Source organism: Sphingomonas arvum (genome assembly GCF_026013565.1).
Taxonomy (GTDB): Bacteria; Pseudomonadota; Alphaproteobacteria; order Sphingomonadales; family Sphingomonadaceae; genus Sphingomicrobium; species Sphingomicrobium arvum.
This window is the reverse complement of sequence record NZ_JAPDOB010000001.1, coordinates 1,456,523-1,480,778: the sequence shown is the minus strand read 5'-3', so window position 1 is coordinate 1,480,778 and position 24,256 is coordinate 1,456,523. Positions and strand designations below refer to the sequence as shown.

Genomic DNA, 24,256 nt, shown 5'->3' with positions numbered 1-24,256 from the left:
ATCCTCCGTGCTCTTTCATGAGCGAGTTGAGCGAGCTTTAGGGAGACTTTTGATCGTGTTGGTTACGCCGCGGAGTGCCGCGGGCAAGGCGAGAAGCCACCTTTGCTCGCGGCTCGAGCGCATTGTGAGCAACAATCCGGCCAGTCCGTTCGGAGTGCCCGGGGCAATCTTCGCCATCGCCACGCCAGCCGGTGATCAGCTCAGCGCTTGCCTGGGCGAAGACGCGCTGGGTGTTCCCCTGTCGGAAGGGAGCCTTGCCCATTTGGCCTCGGCCAGCAAGCTGGCAACCGGCCTGCTGATCCTTCGTCTGATCGAGGACGGGCTGATCGACGAGACTGCACACATCGGCGACTATCTGGCCGACGCACGGGTCGCGCGAACACCCGGCGTCACAATCGAGCGCATGCTGTGCCATATCGCAGGCCTCCCGATCGAAGTTCGGCATGAGCTGTCAGAGCCGCCTGGCGACCTACGAGTGCATGAGGGCATGCAGTGGCCTGGCGAACTCGCCGAAGCCTGCCTGGTGACCGATGTGGTGCACGAGCCGGGCACGGTCGTTCAGTACAGCAATGTCGCCTATGGGCTGCTGGCTCTCGCCGCCGAGCGGGTCACCAGGCGCAGCTTCGCGGACCTACTTCAGGAAATCGTGTTTGAGCCACTGCGGATCGAAGCCTATGTCGGTCGGCCGGCCGCCGGTCATGTGGTCGCGGTGACGGATGTACCAAGTCCCTACACGGGTACGCCGCTGGAGCCGTACAACTCCCCGATGAGCCGAGAGGGGGGCACGCCATGGGCTGGCGTGCTTACGGACGTTTCCGGTCTCCTGACCCTTGTTCGTAGTTACAGTGCTTCCGGGAACTTCCTTTCACCGGCCATGGTCGAACGGGCCACCACGGATCGAACCGGGGGGCTGAGTGGTGGTTTCATCTCCACCGAGGCATTCCTTGCGCATGGATCTTCGAGAAGCATCACCTGGTCCCCGTGCCCTTGGGGGCTGGCGGTGGAGTTACAGGGTGGCAAGCAGCCGCATTGGGCTCCCCCGACCATGCCGGGTTCGTTCGGTCAGATCGGGTCGTCGGGCTGCGTGGGTTGGCATGATCCGGCCACCGGCGTGACCTGGGCGCTCATCGCGTCAAGGACCACGGAAAGCGGGTGGCTGGTCCGTCATGGAGCGCGGATCGCTCAGTCGGCCCTGGCCGCGGCGGGGCAACTGGCGGAGGACGAATCAGCCGCGCCCGAGCAGCAGTCGGCGATCGGGAGGCCTGCTTGAAAACGTCGATCGTGCCGATGAGCACCGTCCCGCAGGAGCTCGTCGAAGACTATCTTACGAAGCCGGGCATCGGCCGGGGCTTCTCGCCCGATGAACTCCGCTGGAAGTACTACGACAGCGAGTTCAACAACGGTCGTGAGCGGGGTTTCGCCTGGCTCAAGCAAGGCCGCGTGCAGGGCTTCATCGGGGTGATTCCGGTCACGGTCGCGACCGGCGACGCTGGCGACCGCGACCTCGTCTGGACCTGTGATTGGGCGGTCGAGGATCCCGCCAACAGTCCCGGGATCGGCATTCTTCTGCTTAGCAAGGTGCACAAGAACTACGATTTCGTGGGTGGAGTTGGGGGCACCGAATATACTCGCTCGATTGTGCCCCGCATGCGCACGCGGACCATCCCGGATGCGGCGGTCGCACTGCGGCGGCCATTGCGGCTGAAGCCGCTGCTCGAACGGATCGAGCGGGCAGCGTCGTTCGCCCCCAAACTGAGCCGAACGCGCCTCGGACAGCTAACCCTTCCGTTGCGGAAGACGGCTGATCCGGAAGTGCCGGTGACGATGTCCACGGGTGTGAGCGCCCCCGTGGCAGCGCTGTTCGACCGACCGGAAGCAGGCGTCGCCGTCGTGCGCTACGACGCTCGGCATCTGGCCTGGATAGGGCGCTGCCCCAGCCTGGATGTGCGGTCATGCCATGTCGGTTCGGGTTCCGCTGCGGCCGGAGCCCTGCTCTGGAGACGCCATGACAACCCCGACAAGTGGCGCCTGTCAGTGCGGTCGACCGCGGAGGGGAAGCACCTGCTGGAGCCGCTGCTTGCCGATATTCTGGCGCGTTTGCGCAATCAGGAAGCTGCAACGGTGCTGGCAACGGTGGTCTCCGGCAACGACGTTCCGACATTGGAGTTGTTGAAGCGAGGAGGCTTCATCACGGGCGAAGCGCACGATCTCTACATCACTCTGCTCGAGGGTCCTGGCGCATGTGAGCAGGGCTTCGCCGAGATGAGTTACCTTGACACCGATCTGGGGCTTGTCCCGTGAACAAGCGCAAGAGGAATGAAGTCTGATGGACAAGCTTACCGAGGTCATCGCGCAAACGCTCAAGATCGCACCGCAGGATGTGCAGGACGACTTGGCATATGGGTCAATCCCGGGCTGGGACAGCCTCGCCCATGTCTCGCTCATGCTTCAGATCGAAAGCGACTATGATGTGGAGATCGACGAAGACACGATGGTGGAGCTGACTACCGTCGGGGCCATCAGGAAGTACGTCGAAGGGGTCGCGGCCTGATGCATGCCGAGCCGCTGACGATCGACCGGGTCGATGGCCGTTCGATGCGGACCGGTTTTCTTCGCTCCGCGGCCGAACGCCCCGACTCGCCATGCCTGGTGATCAAGGGGGCAACCCACAGCTATTCGGAAATCGAGCGATCCGCCCGCACTTGGGCCAATGCGATCGTCTCACGGCTCGGCCGGCCCGCCCAGCGGATCGGGGTATTCGGTTATCGTAGCCGGGTGAGCTATGCAGGAGTGCTCGCGGCGCTGTTCAGCGGCGCCACCTTCGTGCCGCTGAATCCAACGTTCCCACGGGAGCGGACCCGGGAGATGATCCGGCAGGCGGAGCTGGACGCCATCATCGTCGATCAAACCGCGCTGGCGCAGCTAGCGGAGGTCCTGGATGGGCTCGACGTCGCGCCACTGCTGCTTGCACCCGAGGCGGAGAGTGTCGATGCCGTCGTGGGGGCCGTCGTGGCAGCGGCGGAGTTGGCGAGCGAGCCGCAGCTCCAGGACCTGCCTCCCCTCCTGCCGAACGACATCGCTTATCTCCTGTTCACTTCGGGCAGTACGGGTCGGCCGAAAGGCGTCCCCGTTACCCACGCCAACGCATTGGCCTTCATCGACTTCGCCGTTGCTCATTACGGCATCACGGGTGACGACCGCTTCTCGCAGACCTTCGATCAAACATTCGATCTGTCGATCTTCGACCTGTTCGTGGCGTGGGAGAAGGGCGCCAGCGTCTATGCGTTGCAGCCGCTGGACCTGATTGCACCGGCGCGTTTCATTACCAGGAACGAGCTGACGGTATGGTTCTCCGTGCCTTCCATTCCGGCATTGATGCGCAAGAAGAACACGCTCAAGCCCGCCTCGCTCGGCTCACTCCGGGTGAGTTTGTTCTGCGGCGAGCCGCTGCCGGCCGAAACCGCCGAAGCGTGGCAGGGGGCGGCTCCCAGTTCGGTGGTCGAGAACCTCTACGGTCCGACCGAACTGACGATCGCTTGCCTTTGGTATCGCTGGGATACGGGATCTTCGCCGGCGGCTTGCGTCAACGGCCTGGTGCCGATCGGGCGCCCATTTCCTGGACTTGGCGCTGCTGTCGTCGATGATGAGCTGCGGTCCGTTGAGGACGGCGCTTCCGGGGAGTTGTGCGTCTCGGGGCCGCAGACCACGCCAGGCTACTGGCGCGATCGCGAGAAGACCGCCGAGCGCTTCGTCGAATTACCCGGCCAGGGTTACCCAGGTGAGCGCTTCTACCGTACCGGAGATCGCGTCCGGCGTCTGCCCACCGGCGACTATGTCTACCTTGGCCGGACCGATCACCAGATCAAGGTCATGGGCTTCCGCGTCGAGCTCGGCGAAGTTGAGGCTTGCCTGCTCAGCGAAGCCAATACGGTGGAAGCAGTAGCAATAGGCTGGCCCGTCAAGGACGGCAGCGCGGAAGGTATCGTCGCGTTCGTGAGCGGAACAGAGGTGGATCTCGACTGGTCCCGGGCGCAAGCCCGCAAGCGCTTGCCGGACTACATGATCCCGAAGGACATTCGGGTGGTCGAGCGCATGCCGCTCAACGCCAATGGCAAGATTGATCGCAAGGCGCTGGCGGAAAGCTTGTCGGAAAGCTGATCGCCGCCAGTCGTCAACGCCTTGCCTTGAACTCGCCTCAGACCCGTTTCGCAAGTTGAATGAGCGACAGCGAACGTCCGGTTCGGGGATCGTCGGCCTGCCGGACCGCGACTTCCTGGAAGCCGTGTCGGAGGTACAGCTTCTGTGCCACATGGTTCTGGCTCGCGACTTCCAGCGTCAGCCTGCTTGCGCCCCCGCTTGCCGCCCGCTCACGGGCATGTTCGATCAGCAGCCCCGCAAGTCCTCGGCCGCTGAACTGCGGATCCACCGCGACCCGACTGATGTAGTGGTCCCCATCCTCCAGCGAAGCCCCGGTTGTCGCGGCTACCTGCATTCGTCCGTAAAGCTCAGGGTCCTCGTCGAAGAAGCCCGCCTTGGCGATCGCCAGAGCCGATTTCATCCGGCACTTGCGAAGCTCCTCTGCCGGCAAGGCGCTGATAAACGCCATGAGTCTTCCATCGTGCACCATGCCGGAGGTTCGCGGACCCGTGAACTCCGCAACGCCTCGGTCGAACAGCATGGCTCGCACGAGCGCGGCCTGTTGCTCGTCCCGGTAGACGAAGGCGTTGTAGGCCGCGGACGCTGCTTCCTCGAGCTTGAGAAGAGGCGCTCGGTAGGCCTGAAGCTCCGAAGTCCAATGCGTCACGGCGCGTTTCTATGCGGTCCAGCGCAATACCGCAAACCGGCCCGATGTGGAGCGGGATCCTGAGTCAGGCAGCCGCTCGCGTCCTGAGCGCGACAGAACGCCCAATGCTGACCATCTCACCAAGACACTGCCGGCCTGCCTGGTTGAGCAGCAAGCAGGGAATTGCGAGCAGATAGACCGCGACGGACGAGATCAGGGTAAAGACGAGCGGGCTTGCCCGACCGTCGGTCAGCCAGGCGAGGTGGGTCACCGCCAGAAAGCACAGGGGAGTGGCAGCAACGAACGGCAGGATCGCGCGGCCCGTATCGGCGAAGCTGACCGGCCCACTACGGCTCGCGTACCAAAGCATCACCGGCGTCCGAATGAGTTCACTGAACGCGTAGGCCATCGCGACGCCCGTTGCGCCCCACGGCAAGCCGATCACGAACGCAACCGACGAGTAGATGCTGGTGACCACGCTTGAGATCATCGCTTCGCGTGCCCGGTCCTGACTCACGAACAGCATCGTCAGCGGACCGGTCGCCAGCTGCCCGAGGCAAGCCACGGCCAGCCAAGCGAAGACCGGAGCTCCGACAATCCACTGCGGCCCCATGACGAGATCAACTACCTGAGCGGCGGCAGACGCGAGCAGGACAATGCCGGGGACAGTCAGGAGCAAGGAGAGCTGGAAGCTCAGCATGAAGATGCGCCGGTAGCGTCCGGGATCCCCACGGGTCTGGCTCAGCATTGGAAGAGCCACACGCATCAGCGGGTTGTGGACGAAAAGGATCGGCATGAGCACAACCTTGTACGCGCGCTCGTAATATCCGAGCGCCGTGGTGCCCCAGAAACGGCCGATCAGCACCTTGTCGAGGTTTCGGCCGAAGTAGGTGGCGACCGTGCCGAGCGTAAAATGAGCACCAAAGCCAAGAATGTCCGACACTTGGCGTAAGGATGCCCGCTTGCCGGGTCGCCAGCCGCTGAACGTCCACGACAGCAGGCAGTAAGCGACGGAAGTGCCGAAGTTGAGCAGGAATATCGCCCAGTACGTTCGGTAGTAGAAGGCCGCGGCGATGGCCAAGGCTGTTCCGGCGAGAAGCGAAAGCCCATCGATTAACGCCAGCCGGCCGAAATGCATGGCTCGGTTCAGCAACGCCGAATGCTGTGCCGCCAGTGCGCCGAGCAGCACAAGCGTTCCGGAAGCCGCCGTCAGAGCCGCTACGCGCGGCTCACCATAGAATGCCGCAACGAAGGGCGCTGCGGCGATGAGTAGAAGGCAAAGGGTAACCCCCAGCGCGGTGTTGATCCAGAAGACCGTGCTCAACTCCTCATCGGAAATCTGTCCGCGCTGGACTACCGCAAGGTTGAGACCGGCTTCTTGGAAGATGCCGGCGAATGCAACGATCGGGAAGACCATGCCCATCACGCCGAAGTCGTCGGGCGTGAGGAGCCGGGCGAGCAAAACAATGGCCAGCACCTGCAGGAAGGCTCTACTGACCGCACCTACACCGGTGACGATCGTGCCACCAACGGCCTTGCGACGGTAACCAGTTTCGGGCGCGGACTGCGAATTTCTGTCCGGTGAGGGATTGCGCACGAAGGTATGTTGCCTCTTGATGATGACCGACCGAGGCCCGCCCGAGTGGTGGTGCCAAGCTCCTCCACGCCAGTCCAACCGATGAACTTATGGGTCGGGCGGTACCGGCCAGGGCTGGTTTTGGCAAAGACGTTCAACTCGGACAGGCTTGAAGCGATCCGTGCGCCTGCGGCCGGGCCGTTTCGGACCTAGTGCGACCGTTGTACGTTAGCGTTTGGTTGAGCGCGCTGGGGTGAAGGACGATTTCTTGCGCATATTGCTGGTGGAACCCGATCTTGAAGACAATGGCGCCATCCGCGTGTCCCTTGATCGCGCTAGCCGGTGGGCGAACATGGGAGCGGAAGTCACCTGTCTGTTCGTTTCCAACCATGCAAGCGGTCCACCGGTAGATGTGCCATCGTCGTTGCGGACGATCATTGCCAACAAGGGTTTACGGAGCGCCCGCTGGATGCTGCCGAACTCACTGGTGCGTGGGCTTGGGGCGGCGCGTCGCGCGGACGTGATCGTGGCTGGGCGCGAGATCGCGTCCGGGCTTCTGATCGGAACACTCCTGGCGAAGCTCGCACGACGCCCGTTGGCGGTCACGATCCACAGCAACGTGGAAGCCGCCCTGTCGCACCACGGAACTCCGCGCCATCGTCGCAATGTGCTGGCCTGCCTCAAGGCCGCCGATCTGCTCGTACCGGTTTCTTCTGGCCTGGCGCCCGGTTTATCGGCGATCGGGATCCGAACTGAGCGGCTGCAAGTGGTCGAGAATGGGATTGATACGGGTCGGCTACTAAGGCTGAGCGGCGACACGCCGCGGGCTCACGTCGCCTCCCGTCCGTACATCATGGGGCTTGGGCGATTATCATACGAGAAAGGCTTCGACCTTCTCATCCGCGCCCATGCATCGGCGTTGCAGAAGGGCGCTCCCCCACACGATCTGGTGCTTGTCGGACAAGGTCCCATGTTGGAAGACCTAGCGAGTCTCGCCGAGACGCTTGGGGTGTCTGGAAGCGTCATTTTCACTGGATTTCTTCGGAACCCTTATCCGACAATGGCCAATGCCGACGTGTTTGTTCTGTCGAGCCGCTGGGAAGGCTTTTCCCTAGCGCTCGCGGAAGCGGCAGCTTTAGGTGTGCCCATGGTTGCGGCGAATTGCGTAGCTGGACCAAACGAGATCCTCGATGGCGGGCGGTTGGGCGACCTAGTGCCCGTAGAAGATCATGACGCCTTAGCCGAGGCTATTGCCAAGCACCTGCGCAATCCTGACCGCTTGAACGCCATGGCTGCCAACGCAGCTCTCGCCGCCAATGAACGCTATGGTGCGAACAAGGCAGCACTGAAACACCTCGAGGCACTAGTGAGTCTAGGACGCTCGGCAAATCAAGGCGACTCGGTGCAGGTTCGAGGAACCTGCTAGTGAGCTTTGGACAAGCGACGGTCCGGAGCCGTTCAATGAAGGGCTGGTAAGCTGGTGAAGCAACACCCCTATTGAGAGCATAAAGTGAGTTCAAACGACGACAAAACTTCAATGTGGCGCGAACTGGTGACACCTGTAACCTTCATTATGCTCGCCGCAATCGTCATCGCTCTCGACCACTTTCTGAGATCCGGCTAGCGCTGCCCTCCACGGTTCCGACGTAGGACCGTGGTCCTCTCGGCGCAGGCGGATGGCAGTCGTCCATTCGTCAACGAGGCGAGCATATAGTCGGGTGCTCAGATGAGTGAGCCAGTCGGTGCGGATGGGGAAGACATATTCATCAAGAGACCCTCCCATCGTTCGAGCGACCGAAGCAAGCTCGTACGTGTCGGCTGAAAGAAGCGCGAACTACGCTGGCCGGCCAGTCTTCTGTTGAATTGTGATTGCTCGCTGGCAAATCCGGGCGCCGCTCACCAACCCATCCATCTTGACTCTCACGAGGTCACAGTCACGAAACTTGCTGTCGATTGCCAGGTCACAAAGCGCGGTCACAGAGGCGATGCTCCTGCTCCAGAAAGAAGCGCACGGCCCAAACCTGCTTAGGTAGGAGCGGCCGCTTGGCGCCGAGCTTCCGACCAACACACCTCGCAGAACGGTTTCCTGACCGGGATCGTAGATTGCGTGCGGCTTGCTTCATCTTCTCAGCCAACAGCGGCGGAGAATAAACGCGCGCAGGTTAGGCCGCGCGCGCGTACCTTGACTTGGGATCCTGCCGCCCAGCCAGCTCACATCAGAATGGCGCGTGCTGCATTCTCGGCAGGACGTAGCGGGCGAACAGGTCGCATTCGGCAATGTGCGGGTAGCCGGACAGGATGAAGGCGTCGATGCCTACCTCGCGGTAGGCCTGCAGCTTCGCAAGCACCTGGTCGGGGTCGCCGACGATAGCCGAGCCGCAGCCAGAGCGGGCGCGGCCGATGCCGGTCCACAAATTGTCCTCGACGAAGCCTTCGCCGTCGGCTGCGCCGCGCAGTTCGGCCTGGCGCTGGACGCCATAGTTCTGCGCGTCCAGCGACTTGTTCCGGATCGCGTCACCGGTAGCCGCGTCGAGCTTGGACAGCAGCCGGTCGGCATAGGCGCGGGCTTCGGACTCGGTCTCGCGGACGATCACGTGGACGCGGTAGCCGAACTTGAGGGTGCGGCCGTGATTGGCGGCGCGCGCCTTGAGGTCGGCGATCGTCTCGCGCACCTTGGGCATGGTGTCGGGCCACATCAGGTAGACGTCGCAGCCGATCGCCGCCGCTTCGCGCGCTTCGTGGCTGAGGCCGCCGAAATAGAGCAGGGGCGGCTTGCCCGACAGGGTGCCGATCCGCATGGGATCGAGCTCGAGATTGTAGAACTCGCCGCGATGGCTGAGGTGCTTGCCAGCGAGCAGCGTCTTCAGAATCTGCATGACCTCGATCGCCCGCTGGTAGCGCGGCGCGGACTCGAGCTTCTCGCCCGGCAGGTCGGACGCGATGACGTTGACGGTCAGCCGCCCGCCGCTCCCGTCGGCGTTCCAGCCGAGGATGCGGTCGAGGGTGGCGATGCGCCGCGCCAGCTGCGGGGGCCAATCCTCGCCCATCCGGCACGCCCACAGCAGCTTTAAGCGCCGCAGGTAGGGTGCGATCGCCGCCGCGAAGACGGTGGTGTCGATGCCTAGCTGGTAACCCGACGGCAGCAAGATGTTGTCGAACCCGCCATCCTCGGCGGCCAGCACGATATTGCGGCAATGCTCCCAGCTGGAGCGCAGCTTTTCATCAGGCACGCCCAGGAAGTCGTAGTCGTCATCGCATAGCGCCGAGAACCAGCTGATCTCGCACGGACCCTGGGCATCAGTCATGGCAAACGCTCTCCTCTGGCGGCGACCAGCACCGCATACCATTGCTCACGCGTCCAGCGGACCGTGCGGGCCTGCGCGGCCTCGGCGATCCGCTCTGGCCGCTGGCTGCCGACGATCGGGATGATCCCGGCCGGATGCGCCATCAGCCAGCTGTAGGCCGCGACCGTGCGGCTGACGCCTTGATCTGCCGCAATCGCGTCGAGGGCGGCGGCGACGGCGTGGTCGCGTTCGTCCTGCGGCTGCGCCAGGCGCCCACCGCCGAGCGGCGACCAGGCCAGCGGGCGCAGGCCGAGACGCATGGCCTGGTCGAGTTCGCCGTTCTCGAAGCAGGTGATCCGCAACGGCGAAATCTCCGGCTGGGTGGTGGCGAGCGGAACGGTGAAAAAGTGCTGCAACGTATCGATCTGCGCGAGGGTGAAGTTCGACACGCCCAGATGGCCGATCTTGCCGCTCACGACCGCCGCTTCCAGCGCGCGGGCCACCTCCTGCGGGTGAGCGAGGATGTCGGGACGGTGGATCTGGTAGAGCTCGACGCGGTCAACCTGCAGGCGGCGGAGCGAGGCGTCGATCGCCTCGGCCAGGTAAGCCGGACTCTGATCGTAGGGCAGGGGCGGGCGGATGCCGCCCTTGGTGGCGAGCACCGTGCGGGAGCGCAGGCCGGCGTCCGCCGCCAGCACCTCGCCCAGCAGGGTCTCGGCATCGCCGAATCCGGTGCTGCCGTCGAAGCCGTAGATGTCAGCCGTGTCGAGCAGGTTGATGCCGGCGTCGAGCGCGGCTGCGACCAGGCGCGCGGCCTCCTCGCGCGATCCGGCAAGCCGCCACATGCCCCAGGCGATGCGCGACACATCCGGGCCGTCTCGGCCGAGCGGCAGTTGTTCGGCTGGTAGAGGAAGTAGGCTCATGGGTTCTCCTGGCGCTGGCGGGGCGGCGCTACGGACGCGCGCTCCACCAGTCGATGATCGAGGCGGCGGTGCTCGAACTCGCCGGACAGCAGCAAGCTGGTGGCGGTGTAGGCGAGATCGAACATCGGCTGGTGAATGGTGGTGAGCGGCGGCCATACGGTGCGCGCGAGGGTCGTATCGTCGAACCCGACCACGGACAGCTCCGCCGGCAGGTCCATGCCCCGGCCGTGCGCCACGGCCAGCACACCGGCGGCCATGTCGTCGTTGCTGGCGAAGACGGCCGTGGGCGGACTTGCCAGACCGAGGAACAGCTCCGCTGCCGCGCAGCCGCTATCGAAGTCGAACGAACCTTCCGCGATCAGCTGCGGCTCGAAGCGGATGCCCGCCCGATCGAGCGCGCGGCGGTAGCCGAACAGGCGGTCGTCGGAAGCCATGTGGTCGGGATGGCCCTTGATGAAGGCGATCCGGCGGTGGCCGCGGTTGATGAGGTAGGTGGTGATGTCATCCGCCGCCTGCCCGTCGTCCATGAACACCGAACTGCTCATCGCGTGGTTGGTACCAGGGCTGATGCGGACGAACGGAGTGCCGAGCGCCTCAAGCGCGCGCAGCACCGGGTCGCAATCGGTCACCGGCGAGGACAGAACCACGCCGTCGACATGGGTTTCGCCGATCAAACCACGCACCTGCTCGCCAACGTCGGCGTCGGTGACGATCACCGGCTGCGCGAGAAGGCGGATGCCCTCCTCGTGGCAGCGCTGCCAGCAGCCGGTCTGCACCTGGTGCATGTAATAGGGGCTGTGGTTGTCGTAGATTAGCGCCAATTGGTTGGACTTTGCGCCCGACAGGATGCGGGCGGCGATGCTCGGGCGAAAGTCGAGCGCGCGCATCGCCTCGTCGATCTTCTGCCGGGTCGTCTCACGCACATAAGGGTGGCGGTTCAGCACGCGGCTGACCGTCTTCACCGACACGCCGGCCCGGGCGGCCACGTCGCGAATGTTGGCGCGGTCGCTCATGCGGCTCCGGCGAGGGCAGCGGGTAGACTCCCGAACAAGCCGGCAAACGTGCTGCCCCGGCGATGGTAGACAGGCGGCGAACCGAGGGGCGCGGCGGCGTCGGTCCAGCCGGGTGCCGCCGGGCTTCCATTCCATACGTGCACCCAATCGCCCTCGGGCAGGTAGACGCGGCGCCCCGTCGCGCCTTCCTCCACGACCGGCGCGACCAGCAGGTCCTCGCCGTAGAGATATTGGTCCTGGATCCCTGCGCAATCGGGATCGTCGGGGTAGTGGAGGAAAAGCGGCCGTTGCGCCGGCAAGCCCGTTGCGACCGCCTGATCGCACAAGTGCCGGACATACGGAGCAAGCGCGGCATGCACCCGGCTCCATGCGGCGAAGCAGGCAAGCAGCTCCGGCGTGGAGTCCACCTGCAGGTTCTCGTCGGGGCGATTGCCTTCATGCGTGCGCATGACGGGGGCGAAGGCGGCCAGCTCGCACCATCGCATCATGAGCTCAGCCGTCCTGACCTTGCCACCGAGAGACGTGTATCCGCCACAGTCCGAGTGGCTGTAGGCGTTGCCTACCAGCCCGGCGGAAAGGGCGGCGGTGATCACCGTGTTGATGCCGTCGTGGCGTGAGAAGTCGACGCTTTGGTCGCCCGCCCACAGCAGGGGACAGTGCGCCTGCACGCCCGAAAATCCCGCGCGCATGAAGAACAGCGCGTCGCCGCGACGGCCGCGTGAGCGCAGCGCCTGGTCGTTGACCTCGGCCCATAGTACCGGCCAGCGATTGTGCGCCCGCATCGGGTCTTCGCCGCTAGCGAGGCGAACATCGGTCGGCAAGTACTCGCCGAAATCCGCCATCCAGCCGTCGATGCCTATGTCCAGCAGTTCGCGGCCCAAGACCCGGTCCGCAAACCAGCGGCGGCTTTCATCACGGGTGAAATCGACAACACCGGCGTCGAACTCACCGAAATCCACCGCGTAAGGCTCGTCGGAGCTAGGCGCGAGCGCAAGATGGCCAAGCGCTGCGGCTTCGCGATACAAGGTGCCGTCGACCGCCAAATAGGGGTTGGCGTAGGCCATGAAGCGGACCCCCCGCTCTCTAAGCTCCTTGATGCGACGCGGCAGGTCGGGGTAGCGCGCGGCGTTCCACGTCCAGTTCCAGAACAAGCGGCGGCCGAAGCTGGTCTCCCGAATGCCAGCCCAGTCCTCGCACCAAAGCGCGCTGATAGAAGCGCCCGCGGCAATGATCCGGTCCAGCCGTTCGAAGCTGCGCTGGCCTTCCTTGAGGCCGACGATTGCGCCGCCGATCGCCCAATCTGGAAGGGGCGGCTGCCGGCCGAAGCGGATCGACAGGCGCGAGACCAGCTCGACGAGGGTCGGGGCGGCAGTGAACTCGATCGTCGCCTGACCCTGCCATAGCTCCAGCGTCGGTCCGGCCGCATCGATGAAGTCGAGTACGCTGTAGCTGCTGACATCCGCGTGCACGGCGTAGCCGCGCGAGGAAAGAAAGGTGGGTTGCGGGTAGTTGGTGGTCCAATAGTCGCCCCCGGCGTTTCCGGCCGCGTCCATCGCCTGGGTGAATGGGTCGCTTTTGTCGCGCCCGACACCCGGTTCGCTGGTCCACATTGGAAAGCGTCGGCCGTTCAGGCGCAGGTAGCTCATCTGCTCGCCGCCGCCCCACAAATTCTCGTCTTCCGTAGCGCTGAGCCGCAGCCAGATACGGTCGAGATCGGCTCGTAGTGAGCGCACCTCCAGGACGCCGTCGGCGTGCGGGTGGTCGGCAAGGGTAAGCGCCAGCAATGGCTCGCCGCCCTGCAGTTCCGCCAGCAGGACCGCGTTCCCGTCCAGCCGCGCAGCGGCAAGCTCGGTCACCTCGGTCGGCGAGTCGCTGATGTCGAAGTTGCCACGGTACATCGCTACCGACGCCTGCCCGCGACCGACGGATGCAAGCGGACCCCGGCTACTATCGAGCAGGATGTGCTCGCCGAGAGCCAGCTGCAGCCGTCCGTCCCGTTCGCGCCATTGCAGCCGGCGGATGGTGTCTGTCCCCTGCATATGACAACGCTTGACATAAACCGGCCACCTCGATCAACCTCCCCCAAGGAGATGAGCTCGCCATGCGGGCTATGACAGAGCGCCTGCGTCGCGGGCGGAGGGGGTAACGATGAAGAAGCAGCTACTGGTCGGTTCGGTTCTGTCCACCGTTGGTCTTGCCTCGCCGGTCTGGGCCCAGGTGGTTGAGCCAGGCACCCAGACAAGTGGCAACCAGGCGCAGTCTGCGGACCTCGCTCCGACGAGCGAAGAGCAGTCCACTCCCAATCGAGTCGCCCCGGCCGAGATTGTGGTCACCGCGCAAAAGCGTAGCGAGCGTCTGCAGGACGTGCCGATCGCGGTGTCCGTGGTGAGCGGCACGGCGCTGGAGACCGCCGCCCGCCCGAGCATCGAAAGCGCGACCCAGCTGGTCCCGGCGCTCAACTTCCTGAAGTCGGGCACCACGCTTAACCAGACCATTTTTCTGCGCGGCGTCGGCACCGCCACTTTCTCGATCGCGGGCGAGCCGTCCGTGTCGACGGTGGTGGACGGCGTGGTGTTTGCGCGCTCCGGCGAAGCCTTCTCCGACCTGATCGACGTTGACCAGCTCGAGGTGCTGCGCGGGCCGCAGGGCACCCTGTTCGGCAAGAACGCGTCGGCCGGCGTGATCAACATCACCACCAAGCAGCCGACCAGCCGCCCCGGCGGAAGCATTGAGGCCAGCTATTTCACCAAGAACGAGGTTCGGGTCCGCGGTGTTGCGAACGTGCCGTTGTCCAAGGACCTGCTGAGCCGCGTCACGGCCTTCTACGGCAAGTACGACGGCAACATCCGCAACGTCACCACCGACCAGCGGGTCAACGGTTACAAGCATTATGGCGTGCGCGGACAGCTGCTTTATCGTCCTGACAACGGCCTGCGGGTGCTGGTCATCGGCGATTATCACAAGAACAACGACGATTGCTGCGCAGAGGTGATCGGCACCGGATTGCTGAATGGCGCGGGCGTGTCGATCACCAATCCGATCGCGGCCGCGTTGCCGACCCCGCGCGGCGACAAGACGCGCCGGATCGCGCAGGATCTGGTCACCCGCACGAAGGAGAAGGGTTGGGGCCTGTCGGGTGAAGTCGACGTGCCGCTGGGCGAACACACGCTGACCAGCATCACCGCTTATCGCAAGTGGGACAACACTGAGATTCGCGACGGCGACTTCCTTCCCCGAGCGTACGTCATCTCACCGCCGGCGGTTGCGGGTGGCAACAGCTTCAACCAGCTCCATGACTTCGGGCCGCAGACCAGCAGCACCGTTTCTCAAGAAGTGCGGCTGACCAGCCCGTCGCAGCAGTTCTTCACTTATGTGTTGGGCGGCTACTACTCCCGCGCGAAGTCGGAGCGGACCTTCACCCGCAACGACGTCGTGTGCACGGCCGCTGCCGGGGTGCCGGCCAGTACGCTGATCCCGTGCGGCAGCGCACAGGCCGGCCCGTCCACGTTCCCAACGGCGACGGCTGATTTCGGCTCGACGTTTAACAACCTGGCCTTGTTCGGGCAGGGCGTGTTCCACCTCACTGACGCGTTCCGGGTCGTCGCCGGTCTACGCTACACCCGGGACAAGCTGTCCGTCTTCCACCAGCGCGTCGCAACCGGGCTCGCCGTCAATGCGGCAGGCCAGCCTGTTGCCGGACCGGGCATCCAGCCCAACTTCGACCAGGGCGTCTTCGATCGCTACAACCAGTTGATCGCGGCCGGCAGCACGGTCGCCGCGGCGCTTGCCGCGGCGCCGCTAGGCTCAAACGGCGTGCCCTTCCGTACCAACACGAGCAGCGACAACGTTTCGGGCAAGGCCGCACTGCAGTACGATTTCACCCCGGACGCGATGGGCTATGTCAGCTACACCCGCGGCTACAAAGGGCCGGCCTACAACATCTTCTTCAACCTGACGGCGACCGGCACCAACGAGATCGATCCTGAGACCTCCAACAGCTACGAGGTCGGGCTGAAGAACACGCTGCTCGGCGGGCGACTGGTCCTCAACCTCGACGCCTTCTATGCCAAGTACCAGAACTTCCAGGCAAACAACCCGGATGTGGTCGCCGGCGTTGTTGTCACCCGCTTCACCAATGCAGGCGCCGTGTCGACCCGTGGCGTGGAGGCGGACGTGATCTGGCGCCCGATCGACGACCTGACGGTCAGCGGCGGCGTCGCCTACACCGATGCCACGGTCGACAAATTCCGGGTACCGCCGGGGGCAGCGGCGACGGCCGTGATCCCGGCGCTTACGCCGCTTGGCTTCGCGCCCAAGTGGAAGGGCTCGCTGAGCGCGAACTATCACGTTCGGACGGGCGGTCCGCTGGACGTCTACCTCGGCGCGAGCGGCAATGCGCAAACCAAGCAATTGTCGCTGTTCGCGCCGGACCCAGTGCAGCGGCAACTGGGCACGATTGGGGGCTATTCGATAGTCAACGCGTCCGTCGGTGTCGGCGACAGCGAGGATCGCTACCGGCTGACCTTCCAGGTCCGCAACCTGTTCGACACCAGCTATGCGGCGGCGATCCAGAACGGCGGTCCGGCGGGCTCATATCGTTACCAGATCCCGCGCGACGCCGACCGCTACTTCGGGGTGACTGGCCGCGTGAACTTCTAGGAGGCCGGCGATGGCGACGGTAGCAGCGGCGAACCCGGCGGCACCGTCGTCGCTCGCGCCGTCAGTGCGCTGGGTGCTGTTCGGCATCCTGTGCCTGGCGGGCATTTCCAACGCCATGGACCGGCAGATCATCGCCCTGCTCAAGAGCGAGATGTCCGCTGAGCTGGGCTGGACGGATGAGACCTACGGGCGGCTGGCTGCCTATTTCCAGTTCGCCGCCGCCGCTGCGTTCCTGGTTACCGGGTGGCTGGTGGACAAGCTGGGCGTGAAGTGGGGCAATGTGGTGGGCGTCGCGGCATGGAGCATTGCTGCTGCCGCGCACGGCTGGGCGACGGCGGGCTGGCATTTCGTCGCATGTCGAATTGGCCTGGGCGCGACGGAGGCGATGGGCACGCCGCTGACCATCAAGACGGTGGCGGCGGTGTTTCCACCCGACCAGCGATCGTTGGCGATCGGTCTGCAGACGTTGATCGCTGCGGTGGGCCTGGTCTCCATGCCGTTCCTCATTCCGTGGTTCGCAAGCCTCATGGGCTGGCGCGGCGCGTTTATCATCGCCGGCGCGGCCGGGATCGTGATTGTCGGGCTTTGGCTGCTGGCAACACGGGGCATCCGCTTCGACGATGGAGCGGAGGACGCGCGGATCGACTTTGCCGATGACGAGCAGCCCTATGGTCCGATCCTAACGGAGCGTCGGACCTGGGCCATCGCCATCGCAAAGGCCCTTTCGGACGCGACCTGGTGGCTGTTCCTCTACTGGCTGCCGGACTTCTATCGTCGCCAATACGGACTGTCTGGAACGGGCCTCGCGGGTGCGATGGCTGTGGCTTACTTCGGCTCGGGCGGCGGCGCTTTCTTCTGGGGTTGGCTGTCCACCCGCCTGCTGGAACGCGGCTGGAGCGTCGACCTGGTCCGCAAGCGGGTGATGCTTGTGTCCGCGCTGATCGTAACGCCCGTCCCGCTGGTGCTCGGCATCGACAACCTGGTGCTGGTGGCGCTCGTCATGGCTATCGTGCTGGCGGGCCACCAAGGCTTCTCGCTCAGTCTGTTCTCCGTCATCACGGACGTGGTGCCGCGGGCGAAGGTTGGACGCGTGACCTCGTTCGGCGCCTTTGCTGGCAATCTCGGCGGCGCGGCAATCGCGTGGATCGCTGGGGTCGTGCTGACCGCGGGCCTCGGCTACCTGCCCTTGTTCCTGTTCGCCGCGGTCTCCTACCTGCTGGCATATGCCTGCATCCGATTGCTGCTGCCGGAAATCAGGCGGGCGGAACGGGCGGAGGCCGGCGCGGCGCTGCCGACCCACTGACACCGCGTTGCCAAGGTCATGACCTTGCGCGTAGAGGACAAGGGTATGACACCGTGGGACATACGCGGTGGAGAGGATCGGTGAGCGAGGCAGAACGCATCTTCGACTTGGCGGTGATCGGCGGCGGCATCAACGGTGCCGGCATCGCGTTCGACGCGGCCGGGCGTGGCGCCCGGGTGCTGCTGCTGGAGCGCGGCGACCTCGCCTCGGGCACCTCGTCGGCCTCGACTAAGCTGATCCACGGCGGCCTGCGCTACCTCGAGCATGGCGAATTCGGGCTGGTGCGGGAAGCGTTGGCAGAACGCGAGCGGTTGTGGCGGATGGCGCCGCACTGCATTCAGCCGCTACGTTTCGTCCTGCCACTGAGCCAGACGCAGCGACCGGCATGGATGATCCGCTCCGGCCTGTTCCTCTACGATCACCTGGGCGCCCGCAAGCTGCTTCCGCCGACCCGGACGGTGCGGCTGGTCCAGCACCCAGCTGGTGCCTCGCTGCGCGAGCATGGTGGGCGGGCATTCGAATACAGCGACGGCTGGTGCGACGACAGTCGTCTGGTGATATTGAACGCCCGCGGTGCGGCTGAGCGCGGCGCGACCATCCTCCCGCGACATGAGCTCACCCGGGCGGAGCGCCATCAGGATGGGTGGATCATTACAGCCGCGGGCCGTGCTTTTCAGGCTCGCGCCCTGGTGAACGCGGCCGGTCCGGGTGTGGCCAGCATCATCGAGCGCTCGGGTCACGCCGGACCGCCGCCGACGATCCGCCTCGTCCGCGGTTCGCACATCGTGGTGCCGGCGCTGTTCGACCATTCGTACGCCTACTTCTTCCAGCTTGGCGACGGCCGGATCTTCTTTGCGCTGCCTTACGAGGGTCGCTTCACGCTGATCGGCACCACCGACGTCGATCACCCGTCGGTCGACGTACCGCCACGTGCGAGCGAGGAGGAGATCCACTACCTGCTCAATGGCGCCAATCTCTACTTTCGCCGCAGCCTAGGACGGAGCGACGTCGTCTGGACGTTCAGCGGCGTTCGGGCGCTGGTGGCGGACGCGTCCGGCAAACCGGAAGCTGCGACGCGCGGCTATCGCCTGGACCTCAGCCCGGCCGAGGCGGGAGCGCCCCTGCTAAACGTGTTCGGCGGAAAGATCACGTCGTACCGGCAATTAGCCGAGAAGGCTGTAAACCTGCTTGCGGGCCGCGTACCGGCGATCCGCGAGCGACCGTGGACGGCGAATGCGTCCTTGCCGGGCGGCGATTTCCCGGTCGAAGGTCTGGACGAGCTGGTTGCTGCGCTGACCCGCGACTATCCATTCATCACCGCCGCGGATGCGAGCCGTATCGGCCGGGCCTACGGCACCGACTCCCGGCTATGGCTGGCCGGTGCCCGCTGCTGGAGTGATCTTGGTGGTCAGTATGGCGCGGGGCTGTCGCCGGCCGAAGTGGACTTCATGGTGAGCCACGAATGGGCGGCGTCGAGCGACGATATCCTTTGGCGCCGGTCCAAGCTTGGGCTGGTGCTGGACGCCGAGGGGCGCCGCCGCCTTTCCGCCGATCTCAAGGAGCAAGCCGCATGACCCGCCGAATTGTCGCGATCGGAGGTACGATCAAGCCGGCCAGCAGTACGGAGCGAGCGCTGGCCATCGCCGCCGCGGCCGCCCGCGACGAGGGGGCCGAGGTGGTCACCTTTGACGGCGCCTACATGGCCGGGCTGCCGCATTATCGCGGGCCCGACTGGACGGCGGAGCAGGGCGCCGACCTGATCGAAGCGGTGCGGAGCAGCGACGGCGTGCTGCTGGCCAGCCCCGGTTACCACGGCACTGTCTCGGGCATGGTCAAGAACGCGATCGACTATCTGGAGGAGCTTGCCGGTGACAAGAGGCCTTACCTCGAAGGGCGGCCTGTCGGCCTGATCGTCACTGCTTTCGGCCACCAGGCAGCGAATACCGGCATGACCACCCTGCGGACCATCGCCCATGCCCTGCGCGGGTGGCCGACGCCGTTCGGCGCGGCGCTGAAGGTCGGGCCGGACAGCTTTCACGAGAGCGGCGCCTGTCTCGACCCGACGGTACAGGGCCAGCTGGAGCTGGTCGGGCGGCAGGTTGCGCAGGCGGCGGGGCGGCTGGCATGACCGAACTTGCGGAGCACCTCGCGAACGGCGGGCTAGCCATCCTGGCCGGTGACGCATTGCGCGGCGGCGACCTCGACCTTGCCGCGGCGGCCAGCCGCATCACGCCAGACGCGATTGCCTTCATGGCCCGCAACGGCCGTGGCCTCATCTGCCTGGGGCTCAGCGCGGAACGAGCGGCCGCGCTGGGCATCGAACCGCAGCAGCGCGACGGCCACGGCACCAGCGGTCGTCCGTTCGGGCAGTCGATCGAAGCCAAGGAAGGCGTCACCACGGGCATCAGCGCCGCCGACCGCGCGACCACCATTAAGGTGGCGGTCGATCCTGCGCGGGGGCGCGAAGACCTGGTCTCACCCGGTCACGTCTTCCCGTTGATCGCCAATCCGGGCGGACCAGCCGTGCGGCTGTCAACACTCGAGGCCGGATTGGAGATCATCCGATCCTGCGGCTTGGGCGAAGGCGTAGTCCTGTGCGCCATGCTGCGAGAAGATGGCTCGATGGCCCGCATCGGTGAGCTCACCGACTGGGCCGCCGAGCAGGGCATCCCGATCGTCGACATCGGCGAGTGGACGCGGGGGCAGGGGGCGCGGTGAGCGACGAGCCATTGATCCTGGTGCTGGACGAAGGCACCAGTTCGACCCGGGCCATCCTCTATGCCTTCGATGGCGTCGTGCATGGTTCCTGCAGTCGGCCGCTGACCCAGCATTATCCGGCGCCGGGATTGGTGGAACATGACGCGGAAGAGATCTGGCGCGAGACGCTGGCATGCGGTCGCGAGATGGTCGCGCAGGCAGGCGGGCCGCGTCGCATCGCCGCGATCGGCATCACCAACCAGCGCGAAACGGTGGTCGCGTGGGATCGCCGCACCGGCCAGTCGCTGCACCGTGCCATTGTCTGGCAGGACCGCCGCACGGCCGATCGCTGCGACGCGCTGCGGGCTGCGGGACACGAAGCGGATGTGCAGCGCCGCACGGGCCTACTGCTCGACCCGTACTTCTCAGGCACCAAGATGGCCTGGCTGCTGGGGCAGGAAGCGGTGCACGGCGCCGGTGAAGCACTGGCGTTTGGCACGGTCGAGAGCTGGCTGGCATGGAAGCTGACCGGCGGCGAGCATGTGACGGACGCAACCAACGCCAGTCGTACCATGCTGATGGCGCTGGACGGACGGGAGTGGGACGGGGACCTGGCGGAGATGATCGGCGTGCCGACGGCCGCTCTGCCCCGGATCGTCGGCAATGCCGAGCAGGTCGGAGTGACCTCCTCCGAATGGTTCGGCGCGCCCATCCCGATCACGGCGCTGGTCGGCGACCAGCAGTCCGCCACCATCGGGCAGGCTTGCCTCGGCGAAGGCCAGACCAAGCTGACCCTTGGCACCGGCGCATTTGTCCTCACCAACCTCGGACAGCGCAAGCCCGAGCGGCCCGGGCGGCTGCTTGGGACCGTGTTGTGCGACGTCGGTGGCGTTCGACAGTATGCGCTGGAAGGCTCGATCTTCGTTGCGGGCAGCCTGATCAAGTGGTTGCGTGACGACCTCAAGATGCTGCTGTCCGCCGGCGAGAGCGAGCAGCTGGCGCGATCGGTGCCGGACAACGGCGGCGTGTTCCTGCTGCCGGCCTTGTCCGGCCTGGGCGCCCCATACTGGCGACCGCATGCAACCGCGGTGATCGCCGGCCTGTCCTTCTCGACCGGGCGTCCGCACGTGATCCGCGCCGCTCTTGAAGCGATCAGCCACCAGAATGTCGACCTCGCCACAGCGTTCGCGGAGGCTGGGGCGCCTTGGGCCGACCTGCGCATTGATGGCGGGATGAGCGCCAACGACTGGCTGGCGCAGGATCTGGCGGATATGCTCGGCCTCGCGGTGCGCCGTCCGGCCGATGTCGAGACCACGGCGCGGGGTGCGGCCATGCTGGCGGCGGTGGGAGCCGGGCTCCATCGGGACCTGGAGACGGCCGCAGCGGCCATGCTACCGCCGAGCCGCAGCTTTGAACCGCATACGGACGTCGCCGCACGCACGCGCCGCCTCGAGGGTTGGAGCAGGCTGCTGGCGGGGACGGAGTGAACGCGTCGGCTCCGGTCAGGAAGCGGGTGCGGACCCCAGGCCAGCTGCTGCCTGGCATCCTGCTATGCCTAGCCGTTGGCGCCGCGGCCGAGCTGGCGGGTGCGATCGAAGCAGCCGTGTTCAGCCGGGCATGGCTGGAGCCCCTGGTGCTCGCCATCCTCCTGGGAATGGTCATCGGCAACGCAGTGGACATTCCTAAGGCCGTCAAGCCGGGCATCCGCTTCAGCGCAAAGTCGGTATTGGACGTCGCCGTGGCGCTGCTCGGGGCCACGCTCAGCCTGGCGGCGCTGGAAAGCCTTGGCGGGACAACGGTGCTGCTGATTGCGCTGATGGTGTTCGTGGCGCTGGCCGGTGCCTTCCTGCTTGGGCGGGCGCTCGGTCTGGGCGCCCGGCTCGCCATGCTGATCGCCGCGGGCAACGCGATCTGCGGCAACAGCGCGATCGCCGCCGTTGCCCCGATCATCGGCGCCGATGAGGAGGAGGTCGCTGCCGCCATATCCCTCACGGCACTGCTTGGTGTGTTCACCGTGCTGGCGCTGCCTATTGCCGTCTACATCTTCGGGCTGGCCCTGCCGCGTTATGCCGTGCTGACCGGACTGACGGTCTATGCGGTGCCCCAGGTGATCGCCGCGGCGGCGCCGTTCGGGACGGCGACTGTCACCCTGGCGACGTTCGTGAAGCTGGCCCGGGTGTTGATGCTTGGACCATTGACGCTGGCCCTCTCGCTGCTGGCTCCCAGGTTCGACGGGACCGCGCAGCGGCCGCCGGACGGGCGTTCACAGCCAACCTTGTTCCTGCCGTGGTTCATCGTCGCGTTTCTGCTGCTGGCGGCGTGCCGCTGGACGGGACTTCTGAGCGACCAGGTGGCCGGCTGGCTCGGCACCCTGTCCAACTATCTGGCGGTGGTCGCCATGGCGGCGCTTGGCTTCGGGGTCCGGCTGCGCAGCCTGTTCGAGGTCGGCCCGCGAGTGGCGCTTGGCACGGCACTTGCCAACGTCCTGATGCTGGTGCTCGCCATCGGCATGCTCCACATTCTTTAGCTAGAGGTGACCGAAAGAACGCCTTGCGGTAGGCGGGTCGCAACCGCAAATGGCGGCGGAGGCAGAAATCACGGCAACGCTTGGGCGTCTGGCGCGTAGTGCGCCGCACAGGGACCATACCGGCGCAGCCATCGTTGACGGGACACAGATAGTTTGGGCGGTATCGACCCTCGCTGGCCTTGCGCCGACGGCTCAATCCCAAATCTAGGAACAAACCAAGGCGAAGCCGCGTCGGTCCGCAGGCTCACGCTGGTTCTGGCCGTTGCTCTTTCAACCGTGTTGGCCGGTTGCGGGTCCGAGCAATCGGCCGCGCAGGGTCAAGGGCAGGGCCGTGGGCGGGGTGGACCGACGCAGGTCGGCTTCGTGGTGGTGTCGGCCACTGCCGTACCGGTGATCAATCAGCTGGGTGGCCGCACTGTCGCCTTTGAGACGTCGGAGGTTCGCCCTCAGGTCGGCGGCCTGGTTCAGCGCCGGCTGTTCACTGAAGGCAGCTACGTGAAGCAGGGGCAGCCGCTGTATCAAATCGACCCGAGCCTCTACCGCGCGTCGGTCAACGAGGCGAATGCCAACGTGGCAAGCGCCCGCGCCGCGGCGGACGCGGCCCAGGCGAGGGCCAACCGATACCGGCCGCTGGCCCAGATCGAAGCGATCAGCCAGCAAGATTATACGGACGCTGCCGCCCAGGCGCGCCAGGCCCGCGCTGCAGTGGCGCAGAACAATGCCGCGCTGGAGACCGCCCGCATCAACCTGCGCTTCGCCACCGTGCGGGCGCCGATCAGCGGTCGGATCGGTCGCTCTCTCTTCACCCAGGGCGCGCTGGTCAGCTCCAGCCAGGCCGACCCGCTCGCCGTGATCCAGCGTACCGATCCGATCTTCGTCGACATCCAGCAGTCGAGTGCTGACCTGACCACCCTCCGCCGCGCTCTTTCAACCGGTGGTGCCAATCCCGGCAGTACCCAAGTCCGCCTGCTGCTCGAGGACGGCAGTGACTACGGTTACACCGGCACCGTCCAGTTCTCCGAAGCGACGGTCAACGAGAGCACCGGGACCGTGACCCTGCGCGCGCGTTTTCCTAATCCAAACGGCGTGTTGTTGCCCGGCTCGTTCGTGCAGGCGCGCTTCACGCAGGCGGTGACGCCCAACGCCATCCTCGTCCCGCAAAGCGCCTTGCAGCGGGATATCGGCGGGCAGGCCTACGTCTTCATCGTGGGTCCGGGCAATAAGGCGCTCCGCCGAGGCGTAGCCGCGGACCGCACCTTCGGCACGGACTGGGTGATTACCGGTGGGCTCCGGCCCGGCGACAAGGTGATCACGCAAGGCCTCGCCAACCTGCGCAACAACGCGCCGATCCGGCCGGTGCCGGCCAGCACCCCGCAGAAGATCGCCCCGCCGCCGCCCGGCAGCGTCGCGGCGGGCGGGCGTTCGGGCGGCGGTGGAGGCGGAGTCGGCGGCGGCGGGCCCGGCGGCGCCGGCGCCGGTGGCCGCTGACGC

Annotated in this window: 19 protein-coding genes; 13 read left to right on the top strand and 6 right to left on the bottom strand. The window is 65.8% G+C overall.

From position 1 onward, the window contains the following. Positions 1–124 precede the first annotated feature (124 nt). The 4 genes from OMW55_RS07240 to OMW55_RS07225 are packed head-to-tail and all read left to right on the top strand — an operon-like array spanning position 125 to position 4,158. Positions 125–1,270, top strand: a complete 1,146-nt coding sequence (locus OMW55_RS07240; protein WP_264881908.1) for a serine hydrolase domain-containing protein — start codon at positions 125–127, stop codon at positions 1,268–1,270. After that, the gene (locus OMW55_RS07235; protein WP_264881906.1) at positions 1,267–2,301 is read left to right on the top strand and encodes a hypothetical protein; all 1,035 of its coding nucleotides are present in this window, start codon (positions 1,267–1,269) and stop codon (positions 2,299–2,301) included. The genes OMW55_RS07240 and OMW55_RS07235 overlap by 4 nt, the downstream gene beginning before the upstream one ends. A 25-nt stretch (positions 2,302–2,326) precedes the next feature. Continuing rightward, the gene (locus tag OMW55_RS07230) at positions 2,327–2,551 is read left to right on the top strand and encodes an acyl carrier protein (protein WP_264881905.1); all 225 of its coding nucleotides are present in this window, start codon (positions 2,327–2,329) and stop codon (positions 2,549–2,551) included. Beyond that, positions 2,551–4,158, top strand: a complete 1,608-nt coding sequence (locus tag OMW55_RS07225) for an amino acid adenylation domain-containing protein (RefSeq protein WP_264881904.1) — start codon at positions 2,551–2,553, stop codon at positions 4,156–4,158. The genes OMW55_RS07230 and OMW55_RS07225 overlap by 1 nt, the downstream gene beginning before the upstream one ends. A gap of 37 nt (positions 4,159–4,195) precedes the next feature. Here OMW55_RS07225 and OMW55_RS07220 read toward each other — a convergent pair whose 3' ends face one another. Both OMW55_RS07220 and OMW55_RS07215 read right to left on the bottom strand, forming a co-directional pair. Further along, positions 4,196–4,804, bottom strand: coding sequence for a GNAT family N-acetyltransferase (locus tag OMW55_RS07220; protein WP_264881902.1), 609 nt, complete (start codon positions 4,802–4,804; stop codon positions 4,196–4,198). Positions 4,805–4,868: 64 nt separating this feature from the next. Next, positions 4,869–6,380, bottom strand: a complete 1,512-nt coding sequence (locus OMW55_RS07215; RefSeq protein WP_264881901.1) for a lipopolysaccharide biosynthesis protein — start codon at positions 6,378–6,380, stop codon at positions 4,869–4,871. A gap of 232 nt (positions 6,381–6,612) precedes the next feature. On the opposite strand from OMW55_RS07215, the gene OMW55_RS07210 reads away from it, so the two are divergent. After that, positions 6,613–7,785 (top strand): glycosyltransferase, encoded by a 1,173-nt coding sequence (locus OMW55_RS07210; RefSeq protein WP_264881899.1) that lies wholly within the window; start codon positions 6,613–6,615, stop codon positions 7,783–7,785. A gap of 790 nt (positions 7,786–8,575) precedes the next feature. Here OMW55_RS07210 and OMW55_RS07205 read toward each other — a convergent pair. Genes OMW55_RS07205 through OMW55_RS07190 form a run of 4 tightly spaced genes read right to left on the bottom strand, consistent with a single transcriptional unit; the run spans position 8,576 to position 13,618 of the window. Beyond that, positions 8,576–9,664: an LLM class flavin-dependent oxidoreductase gene (locus tag OMW55_RS07205; RefSeq protein WP_264881897.1), complete on the bottom strand. Its 1,089-nt coding sequence runs from the start codon at positions 9,662–9,664 to the stop codon at positions 8,576–8,578. Then, entirely contained in the window at positions 9,661–10,566 is a 906-nt protein-coding gene (locus tag OMW55_RS07200) for an aldo/keto reductase (protein ID WP_264881895.1), read from the bottom strand. Before OMW55_RS07200 ends, OMW55_RS07205 begins: the two co-directional genes overlap by 4 nt. Beyond that, positions 10,563–11,579 (bottom strand): LacI family DNA-binding transcriptional regulator, encoded by a 1,017-nt coding sequence (locus OMW55_RS07195; RefSeq protein WP_264881893.1) that lies wholly within the window; start codon positions 11,577–11,579, stop codon positions 10,563–10,565. Before OMW55_RS07195 ends, OMW55_RS07200 begins: the two co-directional genes overlap by 4 nt. Then, positions 11,576–13,618 carry an alpha-glucosidase gene (locus tag OMW55_RS07190; protein WP_264881891.1) on the bottom strand — a complete coding sequence of 681 codons (2,043 nt, stop codon included), beginning with the start codon at positions 13,616–13,618 and terminating at the stop codon, positions 11,576–11,578. Before OMW55_RS07190 ends, OMW55_RS07195 begins: the two co-directional genes overlap by 4 nt. A gap of 109 nt (positions 13,619–13,727) precedes the next feature. Here OMW55_RS07190 and OMW55_RS07185 point away from each other — a divergent pair, with 109 nt between their 5' ends. The 8 genes from OMW55_RS07185 to OMW55_RS07150 all read left to right on the top strand — a co-directional run bounded on the left by OMW55_RS07185 (position 13,728) and on the right by OMW55_RS07150 (position 24,253). Then, complete coding sequence (locus tag OMW55_RS07185; protein ID WP_264881889.1) at positions 13,728–16,238, top strand: TonB-dependent receptor; 2,511 nt, start codon at positions 13,728–13,730, stop codon at positions 16,236–16,238. Positions 16,239–16,248: 10 nt separating this feature from the next. Further along, positions 16,249–17,541, top strand: coding sequence for an MFS transporter (locus OMW55_RS07180; protein WP_264881887.1), 1,293 nt, complete (start codon positions 16,249–16,251; stop codon positions 17,539–17,541). 80 nt (positions 17,542–17,621) lie between these two features. Beyond that, the gene (locus tag OMW55_RS07175) at positions 17,622–19,115 is read left to right on the top strand and encodes a glycerol-3-phosphate dehydrogenase (protein WP_264881885.1); all 1,494 of its coding nucleotides are present in this window, start codon (positions 17,622–17,624) and stop codon (positions 19,113–19,115) included. After that, entirely contained in the window at positions 19,112–19,669 is a 558-nt protein-coding gene (locus tag OMW55_RS07170) for an NADPH-dependent FMN reductase (RefSeq protein ID WP_264881884.1), read from the top strand. The genes OMW55_RS07175 and OMW55_RS07170 overlap by 4 nt, the downstream gene beginning before the upstream one ends. Further along, entirely contained in the window at positions 19,666–20,259 is a 594-nt protein-coding gene (locus OMW55_RS07165) for a 3,4-dihydroxy-2-butanone-4-phosphate synthase (protein ID WP_264881882.1), read from the top strand. The genes OMW55_RS07170 and OMW55_RS07165 overlap by 4 nt, the downstream gene beginning before the upstream one ends. Then, positions 20,256–21,725, top strand: a complete 1,470-nt coding sequence (locus OMW55_RS07160) for a glycerol kinase (protein ID WP_264881880.1) — start codon at positions 20,256–20,258, stop codon at positions 21,723–21,725. The genes OMW55_RS07165 and OMW55_RS07160 overlap by 4 nt, the downstream gene beginning before the upstream one ends. Next, positions 21,722–22,765: a YeiH family protein gene (locus tag OMW55_RS07155; protein ID WP_264881878.1), complete on the top strand. Its 1,044-nt coding sequence runs from the start codon at positions 21,722–21,724 to the stop codon at positions 22,763–22,765. Before OMW55_RS07160 ends, OMW55_RS07155 begins: the two co-directional genes overlap by 4 nt. A 249-nt stretch (positions 22,766–23,014) precedes the next feature. After that, entirely contained in the window at positions 23,015–24,253 is a 1,239-nt protein-coding gene (locus OMW55_RS07150; RefSeq protein ID WP_407822125.1) for an efflux RND transporter periplasmic adaptor subunit, read from the top strand. Positions 24,254–24,256: the final 3 nt, after the last annotated feature.